This is a genomic window from Cognatundibacterium rugosum (genome assembly GCF_014284365.1).
Classification (GTDB): Bacteria; Pseudomonadota; Gammaproteobacteria; order Burkholderiales; family Burkholderiaceae_D; genus Undibacterium; species Undibacterium rugosum.
Window position 1 is genome coordinate 123058 of the sequence record NZ_JACOGG010000002.1, and the last position, 24812, is coordinate 147869.

A 24812-nucleotide genomic window follows, 5' to 3' on the forward strand; every position below is an offset into this window, starting at 1 on the left:
CTTTTAATAAGGCAGGATAAATGACTATGAAACGTTCTCAGTTAAGCATTGCTGCAATAAGTACTGCGGTTACCGTGTTATTCGCCGGATGTAGTAACACATCAAATACTGCCCCTGATCCGGTTCCACCAAAGAATGTAATTTTCTTTTTAGGTGATGGCATGGGCATGACCACGCTGACTGCTGCGCGTATATACGGTGCGGGTGAGGATGGTGAATTAACGATTGATACTCTGCCTGAAACCGCGTTTGTGAAGACTTTTTCTAATGACGCACAGGTTACTGACAGTGCTCCATCCATGTCTGCCTACATGACAGGCGTCAAAATGAATAACGAAGTTATTTCTATGAGTAGCGATACTCAGGCAATTGATCCTGGCCTCGACGCAAACAACGGTAAATATGCAAATAATTGTGGGCAGAATAATGGAAAACCGGCTCCGACCCTAATCGAAGCCGCTAAAGCACAAGGCCTGTCTACAGGCGTGGTAACCACAACCCGCGTAACACATGCAACACCAGCTGCAACCTATTCCCACATTTGCCATCGCGATCTGGAAAATGACATTGCAGCGGCAGCAGTACCTGGTGGTACAGGTTTTAATGCAGCGTTGGGAGCAACTGGATTAGACGTGTTGATGGGTGGAGGCAGGCAATTTTTCACGCTGCCAAAAGATGGTGGTAAACGAGCAGACAATCGTGATCTGATCGCCGAAATGAAAGCAAAAAATTACACGTACGTCAGTAACAGCAGTGAGTTTAATGCGGTCGACGGAACCAAAACAGATAAGCTTTTTGGCTTATTCACATCCAGTCACATGAGCTACGATCTGGATCGGGATCCGGCAAAAGAGCCTAGTCTTGCTGAAATGACTAGCAAGGCAATGGATGTACTTTCAAAAAATCCAAGGGGCTATTTCCTCATGGTCGAAGGTGGCCGTATTGATCATGCCTTACATGAAACTACGGCAAAAAAAGCACTGCATGACACGCTGGCATTCGACAACGCCATCAAAACAGCAATTGCCAAAGCGAGACTGACAGACCCTGATCTGAAAAATACACTGATCGTTGTCACAGCAGATCACGACCATACACTGGTACTGAACGGTTACGCAAAGCGCACGGGTAAAACTTCTCCAAGCAATGCGGGCGTACTGGGCGTCGTTAAGAATTATGTGACTGGTGCTGTAGAAACGGATCTGGACGGTGCACCGTATTCCATCATCGGATTTGGTAATGGTGAAAACCGCACACAGGCAAACCGCAAGAGTATGTCAAGTCTGGACGATAGTACGACCAGTGCTAACACCTACCATCAGGAAGCCGTCGTACGCGTCAGCGTTGGCAATGAGACACACGGCGGCACAGATGTATTTCTTGGCGCGATAGGAAAAGGTGCAGAAAATTTCCAGGGAACGATAGATAACACCAAAGTATTTACCTTGGTCAAAACTGCTGCCGGCCTGTAATTCAATTCAGATTAAGACAAACGGACATTCAATATGAAATCAAGAATTCTAACCGCAGCGATTGCGCTTACCTTCGCGAATTTTGCTCAGGCTGCCGGCGAAGCTAAAAATATTATCTTCTTCTTAGGCGATGGCATGGGACCATCCACCATCACAGCCTCCCGTATTTATAAATATGGGGAAGACGGTAGTTTAAATATGGATAAATTCGAACGTACTGCTCGTATCAAAACATATTCTAACGATGCGCAAACTACCGATAGTGCACCGTCCATGGCCGCCTATATGACCGGCGTCAAAATGAACAACGAAGTAATTTCCATGAGTCCCGACACGGTTGCTACCCCACCGGGAAAAGACGTGAATGGCAACTCTGGTGGTGTCAATAAATGTGCTTCAAATAATGGCACATCTGCACCAACGATCCTCGAAGTTGCAAAATCGAAAGGCAAAGCAGTAGGTTCTATCACTACAACCGAACTGACACATGCAACACCCGCCGCTACTTTTTCGCACATCTGTAACCGCAATGCTCAATATGCGATCGCAGCCCAATTAGTCCCTGGCGGCGCAGGCTATAACACTGCACTGAATGATGGTGTGGATGTCTTGATGGGCGGTGGACGTAACCATTTTCTTCCTTACGATACCAGCATCAGCACAGGGAAAGCAGGTCGTGCTGACGGACGTAACTTGTTAAATGAACTTGCGGCACAAGGATATACGGTCGCAGCAACACGCACCGATATGCTGGCTGCGCCAACGAATAAAAAATTCATAGGCATTTACAGCAGCGTGAGCCACCTTGAATACGAGCTGGACAGAACGGCGACGCCACCCTCGGGCGAAGGGGCAAACCAACCCAGTCTTGCAGAAATGACGACTAAAGCTATCGATATTTTGTCGCAGAACAGTAATGGCTATTTTTTGATGGTAGAAGGTGGACGCATTGACCATGCACTACATGCAACCAATGCAAAACGCGCACTGGTTGATACGATCGCCTTCGACGATGCAATCAAAGCTGCTTTAGAAAAAGTCAAATTAACAGATCCTACGCTCAGCAACACCTTAATCGTCGTCACTGCAGATCACGACCATACACTGGCATTCAATGGATACGGTAAACGCGGCAATCCTATTCTGGATATCAATCGTGATTACAAAACTGGACAAGCGTCTAAAGATGCAGATGGCAACACCTATACCACCCTTGTTTTTGGCAACGGCCCTAATCGCCCCGATTTGCGGGTCAATCTGGATAGCACGACGGTTTTGACGAATAATTATTTGCAAGAAACTGGCGTACGTTTAGCAAGTGAAACGCACGGCGGTGGTGACGTCAAGTTATTTGCCACAGGTGCAGGTGCCAAAAGTTTTAAAGGCACTATTGACAACACTAAAGTCTTTAGCCTGTTAAAAGCTGCTTTTGGATTTTGACGATAGTTAGTATCGCCGTAAAGCAATATGTCATGGCCGGATACTCGGGTCTCCGGCCATGAATGTTTGTTGATTCATGTTCCTTCAAAAAATTTCTCATTATTCATTCTTCATGCGCAAACCCTCAACATCATTATTACTTCTGGTGGCTTTACTCTCCGTGAGCCATCATCTATGCGCCGCAAGCACATCAGGGTCGATACAAGCGCAGCCGGACAATACGGCACCGGCATTGGATTTACGTATCAACTACTATAATAAAATTTTAACCCCGGAAGGCGTGACCAAAGAAACCCGATACGAGGAAATCATGCTTCGTCGCCCCGGACATGTGTGGATAGAGCGGATACTGCCCAAGCAATCAAATGCGCATTTAACTGAGTCTGCTGAAAAAGGACACACACACAAACAGTTCAACCACGTAACAACGCCACGTCATATTTTTATCGATAATGGTCAGACTAAAATTGAATTCATAGATAAAAATCAGAAAGAACTGATTTCGATTCCTGCTGCTGAATTCAATAATGTGAATTTTGATGGTTCTTGGGATAACGCTTTTTATTTGCTTAATCCAAAACTCATAAAAGAAATTCCACTTTCAAAACGCCAATCTACTATTACCAATGCAAAATGGCATGAACGGGAAATAAATGGCTCATTCCAACGTATACTTTGGGACGAGCAAAAACAGATACCTCTCAGCATAGAGACGGGAGATAAACACGGATTTATTTTCCGCAAACTGGATATTCAAATTGAGAACAAACTGAATGCACAACTGCCTTGGAAGCAAGCGCAATCCTATTCCAGAAAAGAGTATGCAGATTTTCTGGATTGATTAGCTAAAAGTGCAGTTGAGCCAAGCAGACAATCTATCTGCAACTCAATTGCATTTATTCAGGCATAATATGGCTTTTTTGCATCGGGAAGGCCATGAAGATCCCTGCTACGCAACCAGTAAAAGTCGCGCTACCCAAGCTCGCGAATAACCTGCTGGAAACCAGCGGCATCCGCAACACCGATGCGCGCCGCAATGTGCTGACCATGCTGCTGGGCGCCAACCGCGCGCTGACTCATCTGGAAGTGCAGGAAGATTTTCCATCCATGGACAGAGTGACTTTGTATCGCACGCTGGATTGTCTGACGGAAGCCGGGCTCATCCACAAAATTTCTGGTGACGACCGCGTATTCCGTTACAGCGCCAGCCATGAGGTACATACGCAAGGTGCGCCACAGCAGCACCAACATGGACATTTCAAATGTACCCGCTGCACCCGTGTGTTTTGCCTGACCGGGACTGAAGCGCCACTTGCACTACAAAAGCAATTACAACATAGCCTGCAAGCCACGCTGGGTAACGGCTTTCAAAGCCACGAAATTGAACTCACGATCAAGGGCTGGTGTGCTTCCTGTGCACAGACCTGACGGACCTAATCCTGAATCATTAAGTACTAATTAAGCAGAAAGACTGTATGGCACTTATTCCCACCACGATCCTGACCGGCTTCCTTGGCGCCGGCAAAACAACTCTGCTCAACCACATCCTGCAAGAAGAGCATGGCTTGCGTATCGCCGTGATTGAAAATGAATTTGGCCAGGAAAATATCGACAATGAAATTTTGCTGCAAGACAGTAATGAGCAAATCATAGAGATGAACAATGGCTGCATTTGCTGTACGGTACGTGGCGATCTGATTGTCGCGCTGGCCAAACTGATAGAACAAAAACAGGCTGGCAAGATCGATTTTGATCATGTGTTGATAGAAACCACGGGCCTGGCCAATCCTGGCCCGGTCGCCCAGACTTTTTTTGTTGACGAGGAAGTCGGCATGCATTACATGCTCGATGCGGTCGTCACTGTGGTAGATGCGCGACATGCCATGCAGCAACTTGATGAGCATGAAGAAGCTCAGCGCCAGGTCGGTTTCGCCGATAAAATCCTGCTCTCGAAAACGGATCTGGTCGACGCTGCGACGGTGTCTGGATTACGCGCACGGTTGTTGCGTATGAACCCGCGTGCTACCGTCAGCGAGGTCCATTTCGGTCAGGTCGCCATCAAGGAAGTGCTGGATCTGAAAGGCTTTCATTTAAATGCCAAACTGGAACTCGATCCAGACTTCCTGAAAGCTGAAGAAACGCATGTGCATGGCGATTGCGACGAACATTGCACCCATGAGCACCACCATCATACACATGAGACGGGCCATGAGAACCATAAGGGCCATGCGCACCCTGCACATAATCACCATCATGCCCATCACTCAGACGATATCGCAGCCTTTGTATTTACCAGCGAGCGGCCGTTCAACACCGGACAGCTGGATGAATTTCTGGGCGGGCTGGTGCAGGTTTTTGGCCCGCGCATGCTGCGCTATAAAGGGGTGTTGTATATGCAAAACGCTGACCGCAAAGTGATTTTTCAAGGAGTACATCAAATCATGGGCACAGATGTCGGCATGAAGTGGGCGGAAGACGAAATTAAGCAAAGCAAAATGGTATTTATTGGTAAAAATTTACCAAAAGAGATATTTATTCAAGGATTGGAGCAGTGTTTGGTATAAACTAACGGGCTACCAATAACGATTCTTGTCTGGACTACAAGTGACAGATGCTGCAAAATGCGTCTGCCTGTTTGGTAAGGGGAGGATATTCCTGCTGAAGCAATACTGTGTTCAGCGTGTCCTATGTACTAACCCGTTGTATCGAAAGTAAGCGAAGTGGCAACCAAATCAACTAAATCGACTGCTACAGTCAGCGCCCCCGAAGCTCTGCTCACCGAGGAACAAATCCTCGCGATGGGAGAGCAGGATTATATGAACGCTGCTCAACTGGCATTTTTCAAGGCCCGTTTGCAGCAGCTTGAAAAGGATTTATTGAAGAATGCCGACGAAACAACCGAGCATCTTCGCGAAACCGTACTTGTTCCTGATCCGGCAGATCGTGCCACGATAGAAGAGGAACACGCGTTAGAGTTGCGTACCCGCGACCGCGAACGTAAGTTGCTGAAAAAAGTTCAGCAAGCCATCGCCAGCATTGATGAAGGTGATTATGGCTGGTGCGAAGAAACCGGTGAACCTATTGGCATTCCACGCCTGCTGGCACGCCCGACAGCGACTTTGTCGCTGGAAGCACAGCAAAGACGTGAAATGAAGCAAAAACTGTACGGCGATTAATCCTGGCGTCATTTTTGACTGGAATAATAAAAAGCGTGTATGCATTACACGCTTTTTTCTGACGCGATATCGCAACTATGTTGCATATATGTCGCGAGTAGCGGAACTTCGGCAACAAGCAAACGTCTGAGATCAGACGCTTGCTTGTTGCTTTCTTCCGCGCGCATGCACAGTAAGCGCAAACCACGGAACCCTCTTCTGACTGAATCACACTGAACATGTCTTTACCGCATGCACAACGCCAACATCAACGCCGCCTGTGGCTGCTTTGGTGTCTGCTGCCCGCATTATTGCTGGCACAGTGGACCGGCTTGTCGCACCGGCTCGCCCATGCGAACTGGATAGGTGGTAAACCACAATTGCAGCTGATCAGCCAGGCCTATTCGGTCTGGAATATTACGGACAGCCAGTCCGATGACAGCGTCATGCACTCCTGTGCATTAACTGACGCCAGCACCAGTGCTGCTTATCTGACGTTTTTACCACCGGATGTACCGCTGCTCAATTTGCAGCCAACGTCAATTAGGTATGCAGTGGAGCTCGAATGGCTGGCTCAGTTGCTGCTGGCATTCGCCTCCCGCGCACCGCCTGTCACACGAAATACCTTCCTCTGAGCCAGTGGGTGGCTGCTGTCACCTCAGGAGCGTGCCTGTCTGTGTGCAGCGCCACGCACCATTATTTCGTATTCGTGTTTCAGGAAAAACTATGTCTTACCAACTTCGTCTGGCTGCCGCGGCAGTCCTCAGTGCCTTCGCCTGCCCAACTTTTGCAGAAACTATTTCCACCGTTACCGTCACCTCGAATCCTTTGGGTAAAGGTGAGGATATGCAGGTGCTGACACCTGCCAAAGTACTGGCCGGTCCCGAATTACGTAATAAAATCAGCACATCTCTGGGCGATACGCTGGGCGGCGAGCTCGGCGTATCGGCATCCGGTTTTGGTGCCGGCGCCTCGCGACCTATCATTCGCGGCCTGGAAGGGCCACGTATCAAAATTCTGCAGAACGGGATGGGTGTCGCTGATGTCTCCAGTCTGTCGAATGACCATGCGGTGGCCAGTGAAAGTGCAACTGCCCAGCAAATCGAAATTCTGCGCGGCCCGGCTGCATTATTGTATGGCAGCGGCGCCATAGGTGGCCTGGTGAATGTGATCGATGGCCGTATCCCTACCACCCTGAGCAAACAAGTGACGGGTGAAGCGGAATTGCGCGCCGGTAGCGGCAATCAGGAAAAAAGCGGCTCGTTTGGCCTGGATGGTTCCAGTGGTGCGCTGGCCTGGCATATCGATGGCAACGCCCGTCAGACTGATAACTATGCAATTCCCGGCAAGGCAAATTCAGGAAACCCGAATACTGCCGTCGGCAGACTGCCATCCAGTTTTACCCGTGAACATAGCCTGACGCTAGGCGGCTCATATATACAGCAATGGGGCTATGTCGGTGCGGCCATGCAAACGCTGAATGATCATTACGGCATTCCGACTGCAGAAAAATCCTTTATCGACATGCGCCAGAACCGCTTTGATCTGGACAGCAAAGTACGCACCCCTTGGTCAGGTTTCGAGTCACTCAGCATGAAACTGAGCACGACGGACTATCAGCACACTGAAAAAACCGAACAAGGCAAACCCAATACTAACTTTAAAAATCAATCTACCGAAGCACGTCTGGTCCTGAATCACCACACCTGGCAAGGCTGGCAGGGCAGTTGGGGAATGCAATTTGAAACAGTTAAATTTTCTGCCTTATCCGCTGCCACCGGACGTGCCGATACGGTACCCGTGACAAAATCAAACTCTGCCGCTGCCTTCGTGCTTGAACAAAAACAAATTGGCGACGTCCTGACCAGTGCCGGACTGCGCCTGGAAAACGTGAAACGCACACCTGAGGCCATCGCCAGCCTGCCAGCGCGTCAATTCCATCTGTACTCAGCATCGTTAGGCGGCCTGTGGCAATTGACACCAGGTTATGCAGCCGGGCTCAGCTACTCATTGGCTCAACGTGCCCCGGCGACGGAGGAACTGTATTCCAATGGCCCGCATGAATCTACCGCGACTTTTGATATTGGAAATGCCAATATGCAAAAAGAGAAATCACGCAATCTGGAACTCAGCCTGCAGAAAACAAACGGCCTCATACGCTGGAAAATCAATGCTTTCTACAACCAGGTGCAAAATTATGTCTACGGCCATACTGATGGAGTGAAAGTGAACGAAGAAGGCAACCCAGCCGATGACGCTGAATTCAGCCGTCGCTACTGGTCGCAGGCACGCGCCAATATCCATGGTGCTGAAGCTGAGCTCAGTTTCAATCCAACTGGGACGGGTTTTTCTGCACGTGCATTTGCTGACATGTCGCGCGGCCGTCTGGACAATGCCGGCAATCTGCCACTGCAACCGGCTATCCGCACGGGTGTTGACCTCGGCTATCGCGAAGGCGCATGGCGCGGCTCGGTTAAAGTACTGCATGCGCAAAAACAAGACCGGCTGGCCAGCTTTGAAAATTATGTCACGCCCTCCTATACTAAAGTCGATCTGGACCTCAGCTATACCCAGGTGTATTCAGGTGCACAGCTAACCTGGTTTGTGATGGCGAAAAATCTGCTGAATCAGGACATACGGATCTCGACCTCGGTATTGCGTGACAGTGTGCCTCAGCCAGGACGCCACTTCATTGCGGGTGTCAGAACCAGTTTTTAAGTGAGAATTCGGCGACTTTTTGTTACGAATTGTAATTCCGGTACCGAGCCGCCAAGTCTGAAATCAGCTTGGGGCGCCCAAAAGCGCCCCAAATTGCCGGAAATCAACAGGATCGTCTCTTAATTGCCGCTTATTTCCATAAAACAACTTTTAACTTTAGTTAAAAATCTCTGACAGGCTTGGAGTCTAATTACATTTCACTTCTAAATCAGAATATACTTGAACCTCAGTAAATATTTTGTCGTTTAACAGCTACAGTTCAGCTACAATTTTTCGGGATCAAAGTGGGGATTTTTTCTCTGTTCGGTAAAAAGGGTGGAAAAAAAGATGAGCGCGCCTCTGAGCGCAGTACATCTAAGAAAACCCGTGCTAAAACTGGAAACACTGTGATTACAGGCTTCCAGGATAGTGAGCTGTTTACCAATTCCATCATTGCACAACGCCACATTGCCCGTGCTACTGAAAGAAAAATTGATGCCATCGAGTTTGAAATGTCACGCGACATCGTCAAGACCCGACCTCCTGTTGCAACCAAAATCGATGTAAGTAAGTCCGCTAATGGCAGCAAAAACGGTGAAATTACGCTCACAGCGGACACTTTGCCGATAGAAAAACGCGCATCCGTCATGGATTTTCAGACGACGTTACCAATGACGATGCCCTCCGATTATCTGCTTGGCGGGCACACAGAAATTCACGGTAGCGCGATCGCTTACAGCGAATCGGTACCGGTATTAGAAGAAGCCGCCATTCTGTTCGCCAATGGACAGAATGAAGTCGCTGAGCACATGTTGCAGGCAGCGGTACATCACCAGAATTTAGGTAGCGCGACTGAAATTGGCTGGCAAATGCTGTTCGATTTGTATCGCCTGACCAATAACCAGCACATGTTTGAAAGCCTGTCGCTGGACTATGCCAATAAATTTGAGACCTCCCCACCACTTTGGCCAGAGCAAAGCAGCGCTGCGGATCAGGACATCGGCCAGGACAGCCATGTCGCTACACCGACGATTCTGTTTCCGGTCAAGCTCGATGCGGGCATCATCAAAGTCATAGAAAAGATCAATATTCAGGGCGCAAAAAGCCAAAGCCTGAAACTGGACTTTGGACGTATCAAAGAAGTCGATCCGGTAGGTTGCGGCCTGTTGTTACGCTGTCTGAAGAATTTAAAAAAATCCGATCACGATCTGATGCTGGCAGGCGCGCAGGATCTGGCAGACCGCATACGCGCTATTTTGCAAGTCGGCCGCCGTGATGAGACGGAAGCTCCCTGGTTGCTGCTGCTGGAAATACTGCAATTGCTGCACTTTGAACGCGCATTTGAAGAAGTCAGCATGGACTACTGTGTGACCTTTGAGGTTTCACCACCTTCGTTTGAAGCGCCCAAAAATAATATCACCAGCGCCTTCCCGGAAATCACACTCAAGGAAGACCAGGAAGAGGAAGCGGTTATCTCTGATCGCTTCACGATGCCAGCCTTTATACAAGGCAAAATGGACGCCTTACTCAAAAAAATTGCTGATCAGGCCAATCACACCAATCCGCTGATACTCGATTGCTCACATCTGGAACGGGTAGAGTTCAGCGCTACAGCCGAATTACTCAATGGGCTGGCTCCGATTGCGGGCAAACCTGGTATGTCTATCCAGTTTACCGAGGTCAATTATCTGGTCATGATGCTGTTCAATGCCATGGGTCTCAAAAACATCGCCAGCATCAGTCTGCGCAAACATTAATTTCACTCCGAATCCAAACGCCACCTCCCATTCATTGGCGTGAAATTTATCTGAATTCTCCCTGCAAACAGCAGATAGCAGCACTACACTTCTTGTAATTCTGCAGTTACCCCCCATTTTCTAGCCATTCGGAAGTCCACTTCCTGTGGCATTCGTTGTGCGACGAATGCCTTTCCCCTTTTGAGAGGTTCATATGGAACAATTTCACGGCACCACTATCCTGACTGTGCGACGCGGCAATGTCGTTGCCCTCGGTGGTGATGGACAAGTCACACTTGGCAATATCGTCATGAAAGGCACGGCGCGCAAAGTGCGTAAGCTATATCACAACAAAGTACTGGCAGGCTTTGCCGGCGGCACCGCTGATGCATTCACACTGATAGAACGCTTTGAATCTAAACTGGAAAAACATCAGGGGCACCTGATGCGTGCCTCGGTTGAGCTGGCTAAGGACTGGCGTACTGACCGCATGTTACGCCGTCTGGAAGCCATGTTGCTGGTAGCAGATAAAGACACGACACTGGTTATTACCGGCAATGGCGATGTACTGGAACCGAATCAAGGGATAGGCGCGATCGGCTCTGGCGGCAGCTTTGCCCAATCCGCTGCGATTGCCTTATTTGAAAATACCGATTTATCGCCGGTAGACATCGTTAAAAAATCGCTGACGATCGCGGGCGAAATGTGCATTTATACCAATTTATCGCACACCATAGAAACCTTGGAATAATCCTCACCTGCAGCGAAATGCAGGCGAGCACAGAAGCAGACAGGAAAAAACATGAATATGACCCCACAGGAAATCGTGTCCGAACTGGATAAACATGTCGTCGGACAAGGCAAAGCGAAACGGGCCGTCGCCATCGCCTTGCGCAATCGCTGGCGTCGTCAGCAGGTGCAGGAGCCGCTGCGCCATGAAATCACGCCCAAAAATATCCTGATGATAGGCCCGACCGGCGTCGGCAAAACAGAAATCGCGCGACGTCTGGCCAAGCTGGCCGACGCACCCTTCATCAAAATCGAAGCAACCAAGTTCACCGAAGTTGGCTACGTAGGTCGTGACGTGGATACCATCATCCGCGATCTGGTTGATATCGGCATCAAACAAACCCGCGAATCTGCTACGCGCAAGGTCCGCCTGCGTGCGGAAGATGCGGCAGAAGACCGCATCCTCGACATCCTGTTGCCACCGGCACGTGATTTCGGTATCCATCCGGAAGGTGAACAAAATCCCGTGGATAACACGACCCGTCAGACTTTCCGCAAACGTCTGCGTGAAGGCGCGCTGGACGATAAAGAAATCGAGCTGGAAGTGGCTGAACCGGCAGCACAAATGGAAATCATGGCGCCGCCAGGTATGGAGGAAATGACCGAGCAAATCAAGACCATGTTTTCCGGTATGGGCAATGGTCGTAAAAAAGCCCGCAAACTCAAGATCAAAGAAGCCTTCAAACTGCTGATCGACGAAGAAGCCGCCAAGCTGGTCAATGAAGAAGAACTAAAGCAGGAAGCCATCCGCAATGTGGAACAGAACGGTATCGTGTTCCTGGATGAAATTGATAAGATCGCGTCACGCTCAGAAACCGGTGGCGGTGAAGTTTCGCGCGCCGGTGTGCAACGTGATTTACTGCCGCTGGTAGAGGGAACCACCGTCAATACCAAGTATGGCATGATTAAGACTGATCATATCCTGTTCATCGCCTCAGGTGCCTTCCATCTGGCCAAACCCTCGGATCTGATTCCGGAGCTGCAGGGACGCTTCCCTATCCGGGTCGAGCTGGAGTCCTTATCCATCGCGGATTTCGAACGCATACTGACCAGTACCGATGCCTGCCTGACACGTCAGTATCAAGCGCTGCTGGCGACCGAAGATGTGCACATAGAATTTATGCCCGAAGGTGTGGAACGTCTTGCCGGCATCGCATTTGCCGTGAATGAAACCACGGAAAACATCGGTGCACGCCGCTTATACACAGTGATGGAAAAGCTGTTGGAAGAAATTTCTTTCGACGCGCATCAGAATTCCGGCAAGACCATCCGCATTGACGCCGCTTACGTCGAAGAGCGGCTGGGCGCCTTGTCGGTCGATGAAGACTTGTCCCGTTATGTGTTATAAGCTTCAGGCAGAGCAGGATGGCCAATAAGGCGCTGGCAACACGCCAGAGAATGCGGCACAGGGTTGAGCCGTCTCAGCAGGCGCCGCGTCACTATGTGGCGCGGCCAGCGCAAAAAAATCATCCCGCTGCAACACGCTTAATACCCAGCACCGTCAGCAAAATAAGCGCTTTGCTGACGGGATTTCATTCACCCTCTTCCACAACCGGGACACCTATGTTTGAAACCTCCGCAGCCAGTGACAAGCCTGACTACGACCTGCTGAACAAACAGCTTGCCAGCATACTGGACGGCGAACGTGCACTGATGACGAATGCTGCGCAATTTTCTGCTCTGATTTTTAATAGCATCAGCGATCTGAATTGGGCAGGTTTTTATTTCTGTACCGAAGCTAAGACCGCCACTCAGGAAAAACCCTGTGATTTATTACTCGGCGCTTTTCAGGGCAAGGTAGCCTGTGTACGCATTCCTCTTGGTCGCGGTGTATGCGGCTCGGCAGCGCAGGAGCGCAAAACCTTCCTGGTGCCGGACGTGCATGCCTTCCCTGGCCATATTGCCTGTGATTCTGCATCTAACTCGGAAATCGTGATCCCTGTGATTAAAGATGGCAAGCTGTATGGTGTGCTCGATATCGACAGCCCGCGCCTGGCGCGCTTCAGCAGTGACGATCAGACCGGACTGGAAACGATGCTGGCCAGCTTCATCGCAGCGACCGACTTCAGTGCGCTGCCTTCAATCTGATACGGGTACCGAAAACAGCCCTGGAATTTTTCCGGGCTGACTTCTACACTGCTTGCAGGAGGAAGTCATGCCCGGATGCCGACACCGCAAGACCCGCAGAAAACATTTGCAACCGCTGAGGCGACGCGATATCACTACACGTATGCTGGTAGAAATCGGCATTCAATACGCAACCATACTCGGCACAGAACTGGCTGCCGTGTTTCTGCGCCGGCAGGCGATCCCCGAAGCGGTCATCAACCGCGTACTGTTACTGCCACTAACCAAGGCCTCACACCGGTTTTGAACTGATCTCATGTTTGGCGTCGCGCGCCATTAACTGGCGTATCATCTGCTGCGCCGGAACCTGATCAAACAAGACACTGGCTACTGCGTTAGTAATCGGCATCTCAATCGCCAGACTGGCTGCCAGCGAGCGTACTGCCTGAGCACAACGCACACCTTCCGCCACATGCCCCAGCTCCTCGACGATCACTGCCAGGCTTTTTCCCTGTGCCAGCGCCAGCCCGACTTTGCGATTACGCGATAAATCTCCGGTACAGGTCAGTATCAGATCGCCTAAGCCAGTCAGACCAACCAGGGTTTCGGAACGTGCACCAAGTGCGACACCAAGCCGGGTAATTTCCGCCAGACCGCGCGTGATCAGAGCTGCACGTGCATTCAGCCCCAGCCCCAGGCCATCGGCTACACCGGTCGCAATCGCCAGGATATTTTTGACGGCACCACCAACTTCAACGCCGACCAGATCATCACTGGAATACACCCGCATCGCATTCACGTGCAAAGCCTGTACCACGCGCTGACACAGATCCTGCGATTTGGACGCGATCGTGAGCGCACATGGCAAGCCTTGCGCCACTTCCTGTGCAAACGAAGGGCCAGACAAAGCACCCAGCTGACATGCCTGACCTAAAATTTGTTCTGCCACCTGATGCGGCAATAACTGCGTGCCTTCTTCAAAGCCTTTACACAACCAGACCACACGCTGCGGCCGGTGCAGCTTGCACGCCTCCAGCGTGGGACGCAGACCGGAAACAGAGGTCGCGATGATCAGTAAGCCATCCGGGCCACTGGCATGCGCAATTGCTGCATCAAAATCAGCGCTCAGTTGTAAAGACTCCGGCAAAGGATAGCCAGGCAGATAATGGGTATTCTCACGCTGCTCCAGCATAGACTGCATAGCTTGCGGACTTCTGCCCCACATCAGAACCTGATTTTTCGCAGTCAGTGCAATCGCGACCGCAGTTCCCCAGGCACCGGCACCTAAAACGCTGATATTCATGTGCTATCCAAATGAAATAAATAGTGATGTTCTGCACCTGTTCATCAGGTACAGATAAAAAAAGGACAGCACGCTGTCCTTTTTTTATCTGCTACACGCCGTTTGGACGGGTGTGCGAACAGTCCCGGAATTATAAACCCCAGACCTCGCTGACTTTCACAAATCCCAGCTGGCCATCGCGATGTTTGACTTTCACCCAGCCGGCCGTGGCGGGCTCAGCCATTTCTAACAACACATGCTTGTCTGCGCTGAATACCAGCGCTGCACTCTCATCGGCTGCAGCACGCACTTTCGCATTTGCAACCCGGATCACCAGATTACGACGTGCGACTAAATCCTTACTTTCTATCCAGCTCAACTCACCGGATGCATCGCGTACCTTACTCCAGGCACCCGACGTAAACACCACTTCAACCGGCATACCGCGTGGCGCGACCGCCAGTTTCCCGCCTTTAAGCGAAGGCGCATCATACATCACGACCGGTGCTGCCCCCACGGAACGGAATTCCAGCGCATGTGCCAGTCCGGCAGACAGCAACGCGGTCATAACGATCAGGTAACGGGGGAAATGTGTAGACATAGTAGACTTCAAACAATTGAGCCTGGTCAGACCAGGCTCAATATTGCGATTACTGGATAGTTGCCGGTGCTTCAGCAGCGTTGGCTTGTTCTGCAGCGATCTGCAGACGTTGTGCGTAGAACGATTCGAAATTGATTTCAGACAGGTGGATCGGTGGGAAACCGGCACGTGTGATCGCATCCGCTACGTTGGAACGCAGGTAAGGATAAATAATGTTCGGGCAACCAATACCCAGCAGAGGATCGAGCTGATCTTCAGGGATATTGCGTGCTTCGAAAATACCAGCCTGTTTGCCTTCAACCAGGAATGCTACTTTTTCGCCAATTTTAGCGGTGACAGTCACTGTTACTGTGGCTTCGTAGATGCCATCAGCCAGCTTTTCAGAGCCGACATCGAGGGATACTTCGATACCTGGGTTTTGCTGTTCCAGGAAAATAGCTGGAGAGTTAGGCTGCTCAAGCGACAAATCTTTCAGATAAACGCGTTGAATTTGGAATACGGGCTGCAGATTTTCGTCAGACATGTGAGACTTTCTTAATTTCTAAAAGATTAATAATGAACAGCGAGACGCCTAGGTCTGTTGAAAAGCTTGATCTCCATCTCTTCCCAACGAGCCACAGATAAGGCCGTTTCCGACCATTTCAAGATCGCGCGCAGCTATTGTAGCAAGGAGACTGCAAATTCAGCAATTTGCAGTACAAACGTGAAGAAAATCTTGCAAAAACTGCTTTTTAAGTCGCAGGATTCAGCAAACTATCCAATTTACCCGCGCGGTCGAGTGCGGACAGATCATCAAAGCCGCCCACATGGGTGTCGCCGATATAAATCTGCGGCACGGTACGGCGTCCGGTTTTCTGCATCATCGCTTCGCGTACCGCCGGATCGAGATCAACCCGGATTTTCTCGATGTCATCCACGCCCTTCGATTTGAGCAGGCGTTCGGCCATGGTGCAGTAAGGGCAAACTGCGGTGCTATACATCGTGACTTGAGGTTTCACATTATTCTCCGGATCATTTAGTAATAGGCAAACCCTGTTCACGCCAGGCGTTAGTGCCGCCTTCCAGGCTGAACACCTGGGTAAAGCCTGCCTTTGCCAAGATGGAGGCAGCGCTGGATGAGCGCACACCAGAAGCGCACACGGTGATCACCACCTGGTTTTTTGATTTTTCTATCTCTTTCAGGCGATTATTCAATTCAGGCAAAGGAATATGCTTCGCATTCGGCAAATGACCGGCCGTAAATTCTTCGGCATTTCTGACATCCAGTATCAGTGTCTTACCCTGATTGATATACTGTGTCGCCTGCAGCTGTGTTACTTTTGCGCCACGGCGCTGCAGCATAGGAAAAAATAAAGCGCCACCGGAAATCAGGGCGATGCCAATCAGAAAAATATTATCAATAATGAATTTCACAGGTTTCCAGTAGTAAAAATGGTTATCAGAAGCGCGTCATTATAAAATAGATGGCGACGCTGCATATTATTCCAGATATGCATCACGAAAACAGTGCCTGATTCCAGTTCGGGGCAACCAACTGAACCGCCTCTGCCATTGGGATAAACACAGGCTTTTTTCGTGATGCTTTTCTTTTTAATTATTTGACGAACTTTCACTCACTGACATCATGTACAAAATTGTTCTTATGCGCCATGGCGAATCCACCTGGAATCTGGAAAACCGTTTCACTGGCTGGACCGACGTTGATCTGACACCGAAAGGTGTAGCGGAAGCCGCGCAGGCGGGTAAATTGCTAAAGGAAGCGGGTTACACTTTCGATCTGGCGTACACTTCGGTACTGAAACGTGCGATCCGCACCCTGTGGGGCACACTCGACGCGATGGACATGATGTGGCTGCCTGTGGTTAACGACTGGCGCCTGAATGAGCGTCATTATGGCGCCCTGCAAGGCCTCAACAAAGCGGAAACAGCCGCCCAGTATGGCGATGAGCAAGTGTTGGTATGGCGCCGCAGCTACGATACACCACCTAATCCCCTGGCCGCTGACGATGCGCGCACTTCTTTCGATGACCCACGTTATGCAGGTCTGGATCGCGCCCAGATCCCGCTGACTGAGTGCCTGAAAGACACCGTCGCACGCGTGATGCCAGCCTGGGACGACAGCATCGCACCCGCTATCCGCGCCGGTAAGAAAATTCTGATTTCCGCCCATGGCAACAGCCTGCGTGCACTGATCAAAATGCTGGACGGTATCAGCGATGAAGACATCGTGAATCTGAATATTCCGAACGGACAGCCACTGGTCTACGAACTCGACGCAGATCTGAAACCGATACGCCACTACTATCTGGGCGACCAGTCTGCGATAGAAGCGGCACTGAATGCTGTGGCCAGCCAGGGTAAATCCAAGTAAGAGCGGATGCGTCAGACCACACATTTATGGACTTGTGCGCTGCTATGCCTGTCATTGGCAGGCGGCAGCGTATCCGTGTCGGCAGCGACACCGACACGTGCGCAGCAAAAATCGAAAGCTGAAGCGGATCGTGCCGAATTACAGCAGCAACTCAAGGCACTGAAAACCGATATCAATAAAACGGAAAATGCCAAAGACCACGCAGAAGATGTGTTAGCGGAATCCGAAAAGGCAATCTCCGAAGCGAATCGTTCCTTGCGCGATCTGCAGCAGGAACAAGCCGATACCGAAGCAAGGTTAAAGCAACTGACAGAACAGCAGCAAGCCTTACAGGCGCAAGTCACGCGGCAAAAAGACCAGTTGTCCAGCTTCCTCAAGCGTCAGTACATGCATGGCGACAGTGATCGCCTGAAACTGCTGCTGTCCGGTGACAATCCCAACCGCATCAACCGCGATCTGCAATACATGGGCTATGTATCGCAAACCCAGGCCAAAATGATAGAAAGCCTGCGCAGCAGCATGAAGGCGGTTGAGCAAAATACCAAGGAAGCGCAGCAGGCGAAACAAGAGCTGGATGAAATCGCCGAAGAGGAAAAAGAACACAAGGCGGCGCTGGAAAAACAAAAGAAAAAGCATGCCGGTCTGGTCGCACAGTTGTCGGATAAATTACACGCACAAAAAAAACAGGCGGACAGCCTGCAAAAAGATGAACAAAGGCTCAGCAATCTGGTCTCACGTCTGAATCAGTTAATTGAAGAACAGGCCAAAGCTGAAAAAGCACGCGCCGAGCAGGAAGAAAAACAACGTCAGGAAAGAATCGCAGCACAAAAAGAAAAAGCCAGGCTCGCTGCGCTGGAGAGTAAAAAAACTGGCAAACCTGTGGTGGTCAAGCCAGCTGAGCCGGAAGAAGCCCCTAAGCAATCCAAGTCCAGTTTGCCGCCAGCCGGTGAGTTTGACAGGCTCAAAGGGCAAATGCGCTTGCCGGTCAAAGGCGATGTTCTGGCGAAATTTGGCAGCCGCCGCGGTGATGGCCCCAGCTGGAAAGGCTTATTCATCAAGGCTGGAGAAGGTGCAGAAGTGCGCGCCGTAGCACCGGGTAAAGTGATTTTTGCCGATTGGTATAAAGGCTATGGCAATATGGTGATCGTCGACCATGGCGATTCCTACATGAGCATCTATGGCAGTAATCAGTCCGTATTCAAACACGTTGGTGATACCGTTAAAGCTGGTGATGTGATTGCCAGCGCAGGTAACAGCGGCGGTAATGAAGAATCAGGTTTATACTTTGAGATCCGTCATCAGGGACGGGCATTTGATCCGCTGAACTGGATCGTCGTTAAATAGGCTTTAGGTGAAACATGGGCAGCAAATTTAAGAATTTCGGTCTGATCGGCCTGGGCATGGTGGCTGGCGTAGCGGTCTCTATGCAATTCTCCGCATTGGCACAAAAAAGTGCGGGGAGCCCCCTTCCTGTGGAAGAAATGCGCCAGCTGGCCGATGTGTTTGGCCTCATCAAAACCGACTATGTAGAGCCGGTCAGCGACAATAAACTGCTGACTGAAGCCATTTCCGGCATGGTCGCCTCACTCGATCCGCATTCTGCTTATCTGGATAAGAAAGCATTCAAGGAATTAAAAGAAGGTACTCAGGGTAAATTCGTCGGACTGGGTATCGAAGTCGGCATGGAAGATGGCTATGTCAAAATCGTGTCGCCGATAGAGGACTCTCCGGCTTATCGCGCTGGCCTGAAGCCAGGTGATCTGATCACGCGCCTCGATTCACAAACCGTCAAAGGCCTGACGCTGGATGAAGCCGTAAAAAAAATGCGCGGCGAACCCAATACCAAGATCACGCTGACGATCGCACGCAAAGGTGAAGACAAACCTATCGTCGTCACCATTACGCGCGAGCTCATCAAGCAGCAAAGTGTCAAAGCCAAATTGGTCGAACCGGATTACGCCTGGGTGCGTATCTCGCAATTCCAGGAGCCGACGGTCGAAGACATGTCTAAAAAAATCCAGGCACTGTATGCACAAAACCCGCATATCAAAGGTCTGGTACTCGATTTGCGGAATGATCCGGGTGGCGTGCTGCCGGGAGCAATCGGTGTTTCAGCCGCCTTCTTACCTAAAGATGTGGCGGTAGTCTCTACCAATGGTCAGCTGGCGGATCAAAAAGCCACCTATTATGCAAAACGTGAGTTCTATGCCGGCCGTACTGCGTCTGATCCTTTAGCCAAGCTGCCGGACGCGATCAAACAAGTACCGATGGTGGTACTGATCAATACCGGCTCAGCATCCGCTTCTGAAATCGTGGCAGGTGCGCTGCAGGATTACAAGCGCGCGATCGTCATCGGCACACAAAGCTTCGGTAAAGGCTCAGTGCAAACCATACGCCAGATTTCTGCTGACACTGCAGTCAAGCTGACTACCGCACGTTACTACACACCGAATGGCCGCTCGATTCAGGCCAAAGGCATCGTGCCAGATCTGAACGTGGAAGAAACCGCAGAAGGTGATGGGCTGAACAGCTTCCGCTCACGCGAAGCCGATCTGCAAAAGCACCTGAGCAACGACAAGGAAAAGGAAAACACACGTCCTAAAGTCGATGAACTGGAAGAAGAACAACGCCTGATCGCACTCGCGAAAAAAGTCAAACCGCTGGAATACGGCAGCAAGGAAGACTTCCAGTTAGCACAGGCGCTGAATCATCTGAAAGGTTTGCCAGTTAAAGTCACCGAACCGAAAGACAGTAAAGACGGTGACAAGGCCGTGGAAAAATCGGATAAAGCAGACAAAGCTGACAAATCCGGTAAAGATGCAAAAACCGACACGAAGAAAAAATAATCCGCTTCATCAGGCCGCCCGGTGCGGCCTTTTTTTATCCTATGAATGACCAACAACTGCTGCGCTACTCACGTCATATCCTGCTCGAACAGATAGGCATAGAAGGGCAACAACGACTATTAAATGCGCATGCACTGATCATCGGTGCCGGTGGTCTGGGCTCACCGGCTGCACTGTATCTGGCCAGCGCGGGCGTAGGTCACATCAGCATCGTCGACCATGACGAAGTGGATCTGACCAATCTGCAAAGGCAGATCTTGCACACGACGGCGCGGGTCGGCATGCCTAAAGTGGAATCAGCCCGCCTCAGTCTGCAGCAAGTCAATCCCGATATCCAGGTTTCCGTATTACAGGAAAAGGCAGATGCCGTACGCCTGTCTGAACTGGTTGCTACCGCTGACGTGGTACTTGATTGCAGTGATAATTTTGCGACCCGTCATGCGGTGAATCAGGCATGTGTACAGCATGGGGTGGCGCTGGTATCCGGCGCCGCGATCGGTTTTGATGGTCAGATCAGCGTGTACCAGCCTGCGCAGCCGGCATCGCCCTGCTATGCCTGCGTGTTTCCGCCTGATCAGCAATTTGAAGAAGTGCTATGTTCACAAATGGGCGTGTTCGCACCTCTGGTCGGTATCATCGGTACCATGCAGGCAGCCGAAGCATTGAAGCTACTGCTACAAATCGGACAAGCTTTGCAGGGTCGGCTGTTATTGCTTGATGCCATGAGCATGCAATGGAACAGCATTAACATGCAGCGCGACGCTGACTGCTGTGTCTGCGGCGCCAGGCACGATAAAGATTAAGGCAACAGACGCCTCTCTCCCACAGATTCGCTCACACGAAAGGAACATCATGTACACCTTGTACTACAGCCCTGGCACTGCCAGCATGCTGGTCCACCTGATGCTGTTGGAAACCGGTGCTCCGCATCGTTTGCAGCTGGTCGACATCGATAAACAGCAGCAAAAAGATCCGGCCTACCTGCGTCTGAATCCTTACGGTGTGGTACCGACTCTGGTGCTGGATGAACAGCCATATACCGAGGCGGCGGCGATCGCCATGCTACTCGCGGAGCATCACCCTGAAAGCGGTTTGGTACCGGCGCGCGACACAGTCGCCTATGATTTGTGGCGTCAGTGGATGCTGTCACTCAGCCATAATCTGCAAGCCAGTTTCCGGCTCTGGTTTTATCCGCAAGAGCTGGGCAATGTCAGCCATCCGGAAGCACTGAGTCAGGCTATACAACAAAAAATCGCGCGCATCTGGGATCAGCTCGACCGCCATTTGAGCCAGCAAGGTCCGTATTTACTTGGCGAGCAATTTAGCTGTGCCGATCTGTATCTGACCATGCTGATGCGCTGGTCGCGCAATATGCCGCGTCCTGCGACGGAATGGCCAGCTTTACGTGCGCTGACTGGACGTGTGGTACAGCGTCCTGCCTGGCAGCGCATGATGGAAATTGAAGCGGTTGACCCTTGGCCCAGGGATCTTCAGTCGTGAACGGCACTGAGCAGGCCTACCGCCAGGAACAACTGGAGTCCGCACCGGCCGTCACTATCCAGGAGTACTTAGGCGTACGCACCCTGCATCTGTCGTCGGATGCGATACAAGGTGCGATGCGGCTCGCTATGCCGAATCAGATAGAGCTGGAATATGTACAGCAAATGATGATGTGGCTGCTGTTTCGCGAACAGGCTGCGCATATCGTACAACTGGGACTGGGAGCGGCAGCGCTGACGAAATTCTGTTATTACCAGTTCCCGCAAAGCCGGGTCACAGCAGTGGAACTGAATCCGGCCGTCATCACGGCCTGCCGCCAGCATTTCCGTTTGCCACCAGATGATGAACGGCTGCAAATACTGAACATGAATGCGCTGGATTACGTCAGCGATCCTGCGCATGCTGGCCATGTCGACATCCTGCAAGTCGATTTATACGATGCGGCAGCGGAAGCACCTGCTTTGTCCAGTCCGGCTTTTTATCAAGCCTGTGCCAATACCCTGGGTGCGGACGGTATGCTGACCGTGAATCTGTTTGGCAATCCGCGCAATTACCGGCAAAACTGCGATGCCAATATCGCGGCCTTGGAGCAGGCATTCGATGCGGTGGTCTGGCTGCCTGTCGTGCATGACGCCAATACCATAGCGCTTGCGTTCAAACAGGCACCGGTAGTGGATTTCGAGGCCTTGTATGAACGCGCACTCGACATCCGTATGCAAACTAAGCTGCCAGCCGCCAAATGGGTCAAAGGCTTGCAAGCCTGGATGGCCGACGTTAGCGCTTAACTTCAGTGACTCACTTTAAGCTAATTTCAACTCTACAGTGAATGCGCCGCGCAAGGCATTGCACAACAAGATATGCGTGGCGCGCTGCAGATCGGCGCGTGTCAGGGTTTGTTCACGCGCTGCCATCTGCACGTCGTCCAACAATACACTGCGCATGACCCCCGGCAGCACGCCATCCTGTAACGGTGGCGTCAGCCATTGACCATCCACACACAGGAACACATTACTGCGTCCGCCTTCGGTCAGATGACCATGCTGGTTAAAAAACAGCATATCAAATGCGCCCTGCGCTTCTGCCGCCTGCCAGGCCTGATCGTAAATCTCGCGACAGCTGCTTTTATGTCTGAGCAGCGGCTGGTCAGAGCACATCACATGCGGTGACAGCATCACCTTAGGCGCGTCCGGTAATGCGCTCAACACGGCACTGCTGATCATCCAGCTGCCATCCGGTTCTAACTGGAATTTGACCCTGTGCGCAGTGGCTGGCGTCAGCGTAGCGCAAGCCTGTTCCAGCGCCTGCTGCCAGCCAGGCAGATCCTGTGCGATACCCAAGTATGCCGCTGAATGTCGCAAACGCTGCAGATGCCGTCCCAGATGGCGTATGCCCAGTTCGCGCGTGGCATACATGGTTTCAAACAACGCCAGCGGTGCCTGCAGGCCAGTCAGGAAACGCGCTTTGAGCTGGCATTCGGCAAATTCCTCAGCCGCCACGCTGTCATACACAATACCGGCGCCCACGCCCATCACACTGCGCCGTATCTGCTTGCCTTGCTCCAGCTCAGGTGCAGCGAGCTGCAGCGTGCGGATAGGTACCGACAGACAGAAATCACCGATGGCCTGGCTGGCTGTGGGTGGATCAAACCAGCCTATCGCACCCGTGTAGATACCGCGCGCTTCTGTTTCCAGTTCGCGGATAATTTGCATGGTGCGGCGCTTGGGTGCACCAGTGATGGAACCGCAAGGGAATAAGGCCGTCAACACTTCCGTCAGCGCCACCCCGCTGCGCAATTGCGCCTGGATGGTAGACGTCATCTGCAACACGCTGGAAAAGCGGTTGACCTCAAACAAGCGCGGTACAGTCACGCTGCCGGTTTCTGCGATACGACCCAGATCATTGCGTAGCAAATCCACGATCATCAGATTTTCAGCGCGGTTTTTGCTATCGGCTGCGAGCTCAGCTGCAAGTTGTGCATCGCGCGCCGCGTCTCCCGTTGCCGCGGCCGTCCCCTTCATCGGACGCGCGAGTAATTGCCCTTCCTGATGCCGGATAAACAGTTCCGGCGACATCGATAAGATCGCGCCGCCATCGGGCAAACGTATTAATGCGCCGTAAGGTACCGGCTGACGTGCACGCAGCCGCTGATACAGCGCCAGCGGCTCGCCAAAGCTGTCAAAATGCAGGCGGTAAGTGTAATTCACCTGATAGGTGTCACCGGCCCGGATGTAATCCTGCACCCGCGCGATTGCAGCGCTGAAACTGGCCTCGTCCACATTGGCACGGATACCTGCGATACCCGCCACATCGCGGCTTTCAGGCTGTTGCTGCAACCAATCCTGCACTTGTTCCGAGGTCAGACGCAGACAAGCAGAAAACAGCAGGATACGCGACAGCGGCGCTGTTTCACGTGCAGCGATACCATGCAATTCTGCACCGGTTTCATACGACAGCAAACTGACTGCGTACAAACCCTGTTGTAACGCCTGTTCCAGCTGCAACAGGAACAGTGGCCAGCCAGCTGCATCGCGGCATTCAAGGACGCTATGTAACTGGTGATACAGACGGGAGTCCGCCTGCGCAGACTGGGCATCGTCGAGCAAAGCAAAGCAGCTGGTGGCATTCACCTCAGCTTGCCTTGCATGTGTGGAGAGACTGGTAGTGGTCACGGCTTAGAAGAATCTGAAAAGTGGTACGCAGTTTACCTGCAGTTGTACGATTGTGCAGCGCTGCCTTCGGTATGAGCCAGCAAGAATTTAGCGCCAATCCGATAAGGGAAACTACGGATTGAGGTCATTTTTACAAATGATCATGTGACAGAGAAACCACAGCAGGGTATATTGCGCACGCAATTGC

Annotated in this window: 25 protein-coding genes; 19 read left to right on the top strand and 6 right to left on the bottom strand. The window is 51.4% G+C overall.

Going from position 1 to position 24812, the window contains the following annotated elements:
• Nucleotides 1-26: 26 nt before the first annotated feature.
• From H8K47_RS02200 to H8K47_RS02260, 13 genes are all read left to right on the top strand, one after another.
• Complete coding sequence (locus H8K47_RS02200; RefSeq protein ID WP_186879798.1) at nucleotides 27-1472, top strand: alkaline phosphatase; 1446 nt, start codon at nucleotides 27-29, stop codon at nucleotides 1470-1472.
• A 33-nt stretch (nucleotides 1473-1505) separates the two neighbouring features.
• Entirely contained in the window at nucleotides 1506-2912 is a 1407-nt protein-coding gene (locus H8K47_RS02205; protein ID WP_186879799.1) for an alkaline phosphatase, read from the top strand.
• Between the two features lie 112 nt (nucleotides 2913-3024).
• A complete protein-coding gene (locus tag H8K47_RS02210) occupies nucleotides 3025-3753 on the top strand; it encodes a hypothetical protein (RefSeq protein WP_230410135.1) in 729 nt (242 codons plus the stop codon).
• 95 nt (nucleotides 3754-3848) lie between these two features.
• Nucleotides 3849-4340: a Fur family transcriptional regulator gene (locus H8K47_RS02215; protein ID WP_186879800.1), complete on the top strand. Its 492-nt coding sequence runs from the start codon at nucleotides 3849-3851 to the stop codon at nucleotides 4338-4340.
• Nucleotides 4341-4387: 47 nt separating this feature from the next.
• Nucleotides 4388-5476 carry a CobW family GTP-binding protein gene (locus H8K47_RS02220; protein WP_186879801.1) on the top strand — a complete coding sequence of 363 codons (1089 nt, stop codon included), beginning with the start codon at nucleotides 4388-4390 and terminating at the stop codon, nucleotides 5474-5476.
• Between the two features lie 207 nt (nucleotides 5477-5683).
• On the top strand, nucleotides 5684-6088 hold the full coding sequence (gene dksA, locus H8K47_RS02225; protein WP_162019428.1) for an RNA polymerase-binding protein DksA: 405 nt from the start codon (nucleotides 5684-5686) through the stop codon (nucleotides 6086-6088).
• 218 nt (nucleotides 6089-6306) lie between these two features.
• Nucleotides 6307-6702 carry a hypothetical protein gene (locus H8K47_RS02230; RefSeq protein ID WP_186879802.1) on the top strand — a complete coding sequence of 132 codons (396 nt, stop codon included), beginning with the start codon at nucleotides 6307-6309 and terminating at the stop codon, nucleotides 6700-6702.
• Nucleotides 6703-6793: 91 nt separating this feature from the next.
• Nucleotides 6794-8785 carry a TonB-dependent receptor gene (locus H8K47_RS02235; protein ID WP_186879803.1) on the top strand — a complete coding sequence of 664 codons (1992 nt, stop codon included), beginning with the start codon at nucleotides 6794-6796 and terminating at the stop codon, nucleotides 8783-8785.
• A gap of 284 nt (nucleotides 8786-9069) precedes the next feature.
• Entirely contained in the window at nucleotides 9070-10521 is a 1452-nt protein-coding gene (locus H8K47_RS02240) for an STAS domain-containing protein (RefSeq protein WP_186879804.1), read from the top strand.
• A gap of 193 nt (nucleotides 10522-10714) precedes the next feature.
• Nucleotides 10715-11251: an ATP-dependent protease subunit HslV gene (gene hslV / locus H8K47_RS02245; protein WP_186879805.1), complete on the top strand. Its 537-nt coding sequence runs from the start codon at nucleotides 10715-10717 to the stop codon at nucleotides 11249-11251.
• A gap of 51 nt (nucleotides 11252-11302) precedes the next feature.
• Nucleotides 11303-12637 carry an ATP-dependent protease ATPase subunit HslU gene (hslU, locus tag H8K47_RS02250; RefSeq protein ID WP_186879806.1) on the top strand — a complete coding sequence of 445 codons (1335 nt, stop codon included), beginning with the start codon at nucleotides 11303-11305 and terminating at the stop codon, nucleotides 12635-12637.
• 215 nt (nucleotides 12638-12852) lie between these two features.
• Nucleotides 12853-13377, top strand: coding sequence for a GAF domain-containing protein (locus H8K47_RS02255; RefSeq protein ID WP_186879807.1), 525 nt, complete (start codon nucleotides 12853-12855; stop codon nucleotides 13375-13377).
• A gap of 106 nt (nucleotides 13378-13483) precedes the next feature.
• Nucleotides 13484-13663: a hypothetical protein gene (locus tag H8K47_RS02260; protein WP_186879808.1), complete on the top strand. Its 180-nt coding sequence runs from the start codon at nucleotides 13484-13486 to the stop codon at nucleotides 13661-13663.
• Here the strand turns inward: H8K47_RS02260 and H8K47_RS02265 are convergent.
• From H8K47_RS02265 to H8K47_RS02285, 5 genes are all read right to left on the bottom strand, one after another.
• Entirely contained in the window at nucleotides 13649-14659 is a 1011-nt protein-coding gene (locus H8K47_RS02265) for an NAD(P)H-dependent glycerol-3-phosphate dehydrogenase (RefSeq protein ID WP_186879809.1), read from the bottom strand. The genes H8K47_RS02260 and H8K47_RS02265 overlap by 15 nt on opposite strands.
• A gap of 130 nt (nucleotides 14660-14789) precedes the next feature.
• A complete protein-coding gene (locus tag H8K47_RS02270; protein ID WP_186879810.1) occupies nucleotides 14790-15239 on the bottom strand; it encodes an SH3 domain-containing protein in 450 nt (149 codons plus the stop codon).
• A gap of 49 nt (nucleotides 15240-15288) precedes the next feature.
• On the bottom strand, nucleotides 15289-15762 hold the full coding sequence (secB, locus tag H8K47_RS02275) for a protein-export chaperone SecB (RefSeq protein WP_162019101.1): 474 nt from the start codon (nucleotides 15760-15762) through the stop codon (nucleotides 15289-15291).
• A 208-nt stretch (nucleotides 15763-15970) separates the two neighbouring features.
• Nucleotides 15971-16237: a glutaredoxin 3 gene (gene grxC / locus H8K47_RS02280; protein WP_186879811.1), complete on the bottom strand. Its 267-nt coding sequence runs from the start codon at nucleotides 16235-16237 to the stop codon at nucleotides 15971-15973.
• A gap of 13 nt (nucleotides 16238-16250) precedes the next feature.
• Nucleotides 16251-16652, bottom strand: coding sequence for a rhodanese-like domain-containing protein (locus H8K47_RS02285; protein ID WP_186879812.1), 402 nt, complete (start codon nucleotides 16650-16652; stop codon nucleotides 16251-16253).
• A 211-nt stretch (nucleotides 16653-16863) separates the two neighbouring features.
• On the opposite strand from H8K47_RS02285, the gene gpmA reads away from it, so the two are divergent.
• From gpmA to H8K47_RS02315, 6 genes are read left to right on the top strand one after another with little or no spacing between them, the layout of a single operon-like run.
• On the top strand, nucleotides 16864-17610 hold the full coding sequence (gene gpmA / locus H8K47_RS02290) for a 2,3-diphosphoglycerate-dependent phosphoglycerate mutase (protein WP_186879813.1): 747 nt from the start codon (nucleotides 16864-16866) through the stop codon (nucleotides 17608-17610).
• 6 nt (nucleotides 17611-17616) lie between these two features.
• Nucleotides 17617-18954, top strand: coding sequence for a murein hydrolase activator EnvC family protein (locus H8K47_RS02295; protein WP_186879814.1), 1338 nt, complete (start codon nucleotides 17617-17619; stop codon nucleotides 18952-18954).
• A 14-nt stretch (nucleotides 18955-18968) separates the two neighbouring features.
• The gene (locus tag H8K47_RS02300; protein ID WP_186879815.1) at nucleotides 18969-20456 is read left to right on the top strand and encodes a S41 family peptidase; all 1488 of its coding nucleotides are present in this window, start codon (nucleotides 18969-18971) and stop codon (nucleotides 20454-20456) included.
• A 41-nt stretch (nucleotides 20457-20497) separates the two neighbouring features.
• A complete protein-coding gene (locus tag H8K47_RS02305; RefSeq protein ID WP_186879816.1) occupies nucleotides 20498-21259 on the top strand; it encodes a HesA/MoeB/ThiF family protein in 762 nt (253 codons plus the stop codon).
• Between the two features lie 49 nt (nucleotides 21260-21308).
• Nucleotides 21309-21956: a glutathione S-transferase family protein gene (locus tag H8K47_RS02310; protein ID WP_186879817.1), complete on the top strand. Its 648-nt coding sequence runs from the start codon at nucleotides 21309-21311 to the stop codon at nucleotides 21954-21956.
• A complete protein-coding gene (locus tag H8K47_RS02315) occupies nucleotides 21953-22741 on the top strand; it encodes a spermine/spermidine synthase domain-containing protein (protein WP_329604127.1) in 789 nt (262 codons plus the stop codon). Before H8K47_RS02310 ends, H8K47_RS02315 begins: the two co-directional genes overlap by 4 nt.
• 15 nt (nucleotides 22742-22756) lie before the next feature.
• On the opposite strand, the gene pabB is transcribed toward H8K47_RS02315, so the two are convergent.
• Complete coding sequence (pabB, locus tag H8K47_RS02320; protein ID WP_186879818.1) at nucleotides 22757-24583, bottom strand: aminodeoxychorismate synthase component I; 1827 nt, start codon at nucleotides 24581-24583, stop codon at nucleotides 22757-22759.
• Nucleotides 24584-24812 lie beyond the last annotated feature (229 nt).

Coding starts and splice junctions, on each gene's coding strand:
- H8K47_RS02200 (WP_186879798.1), top strand. CDS start 27: ATGAAACGTTCTCAGTTAAGCATTGCTGCAATAAGTACTGCGGTTACC.
- gpmA (WP_186879813.1), top strand. CDS start 16,864: ATGTACAAAATTGTTCTTATGCGCCATGGCGAATCCACCTGGAATCTG.
- H8K47_RS02310 (WP_186879817.1), top strand. CDS start 21,309: ATGTACACCTTGTACTACAGCCCTGGCACTGCCAGCATGCTGGTCCAC.
- H8K47_RS02235 (WP_186879803.1), top strand. CDS start 6,794: ATGTCTTACCAACTTCGTCTGGCTGCCGCGGCAGTCCTCAGTGCCTTC.
- H8K47_RS02305 (WP_186879816.1), top strand. CDS start 20,498: ATGAATGACCAACAACTGCTGCGCTACTCACGTCATATCCTGCTCGAA.
- hslV (WP_186879805.1), top strand. CDS start 10,715: ATGGAACAATTTCACGGCACCACTATCCTGACTGTGCGACGCGGCAAT.
- secB (WP_162019101.1), bottom strand. CDS start 15,762: ATGTCTGACGAAAATCTGCAGCCCGTATTCCAAATTCAACGCGTTTAT.
- H8K47_RS02220 (WP_186879801.1), top strand. CDS start 4,388: ATGGCACTTATTCCCACCACGATCCTGACCGGCTTCCTTGGCGCCGGC.
- hslU (WP_186879806.1), top strand. CDS start 11,303: ATGAATATGACCCCACAGGAAATCGTGTCCGAACTGGATAAACATGTC.
- H8K47_RS02300 (WP_186879815.1), top strand. CDS start 18,969: ATGGGCAGCAAATTTAAGAATTTCGGTCTGATCGGCCTGGGCATGGTG.
- H8K47_RS02255 (WP_186879807.1), top strand. CDS start 12,853: ATGTTTGAAACCTCCGCAGCCAGTGACAAGCCTGACTACGACCTGCTG.
- H8K47_RS02210 (WP_230410135.1), top strand. CDS start 3,025: ATGCGCAAACCCTCAACATCATTATTACTTCTGGTGGCTTTACTCTCC.
- H8K47_RS02295 (WP_186879814.1), top strand. CDS start 17,617: ATGCGTCAGACCACACATTTATGGACTTGTGCGCTGCTATGCCTGTCA.
- H8K47_RS02230 (WP_186879802.1), top strand. CDS start 6,307: ATGTCTTTACCGCATGCACAACGCCAACATCAACGCCGCCTGTGGCTG.
- H8K47_RS02265 (WP_186879809.1), bottom strand. CDS start 14,659: ATGAATATCAGCGTTTTAGGTGCCGGTGCCTGGGGAACTGCGGTCGCG.
- H8K47_RS02270 (WP_186879810.1), bottom strand. CDS start 15,239: ATGTCTACACATTTCCCCCGTTACCTGATCGTTATGACCGCGTTGCTG.
- H8K47_RS02215 (WP_186879800.1), top strand. CDS start 3,849: ATGAAGATCCCTGCTACGCAACCAGTAAAAGTCGCGCTACCCAAGCTC.
- H8K47_RS02205 (WP_186879799.1), top strand. CDS start 1,506: ATGAAATCAAGAATTCTAACCGCAGCGATTGCGCTTACCTTCGCGAAT.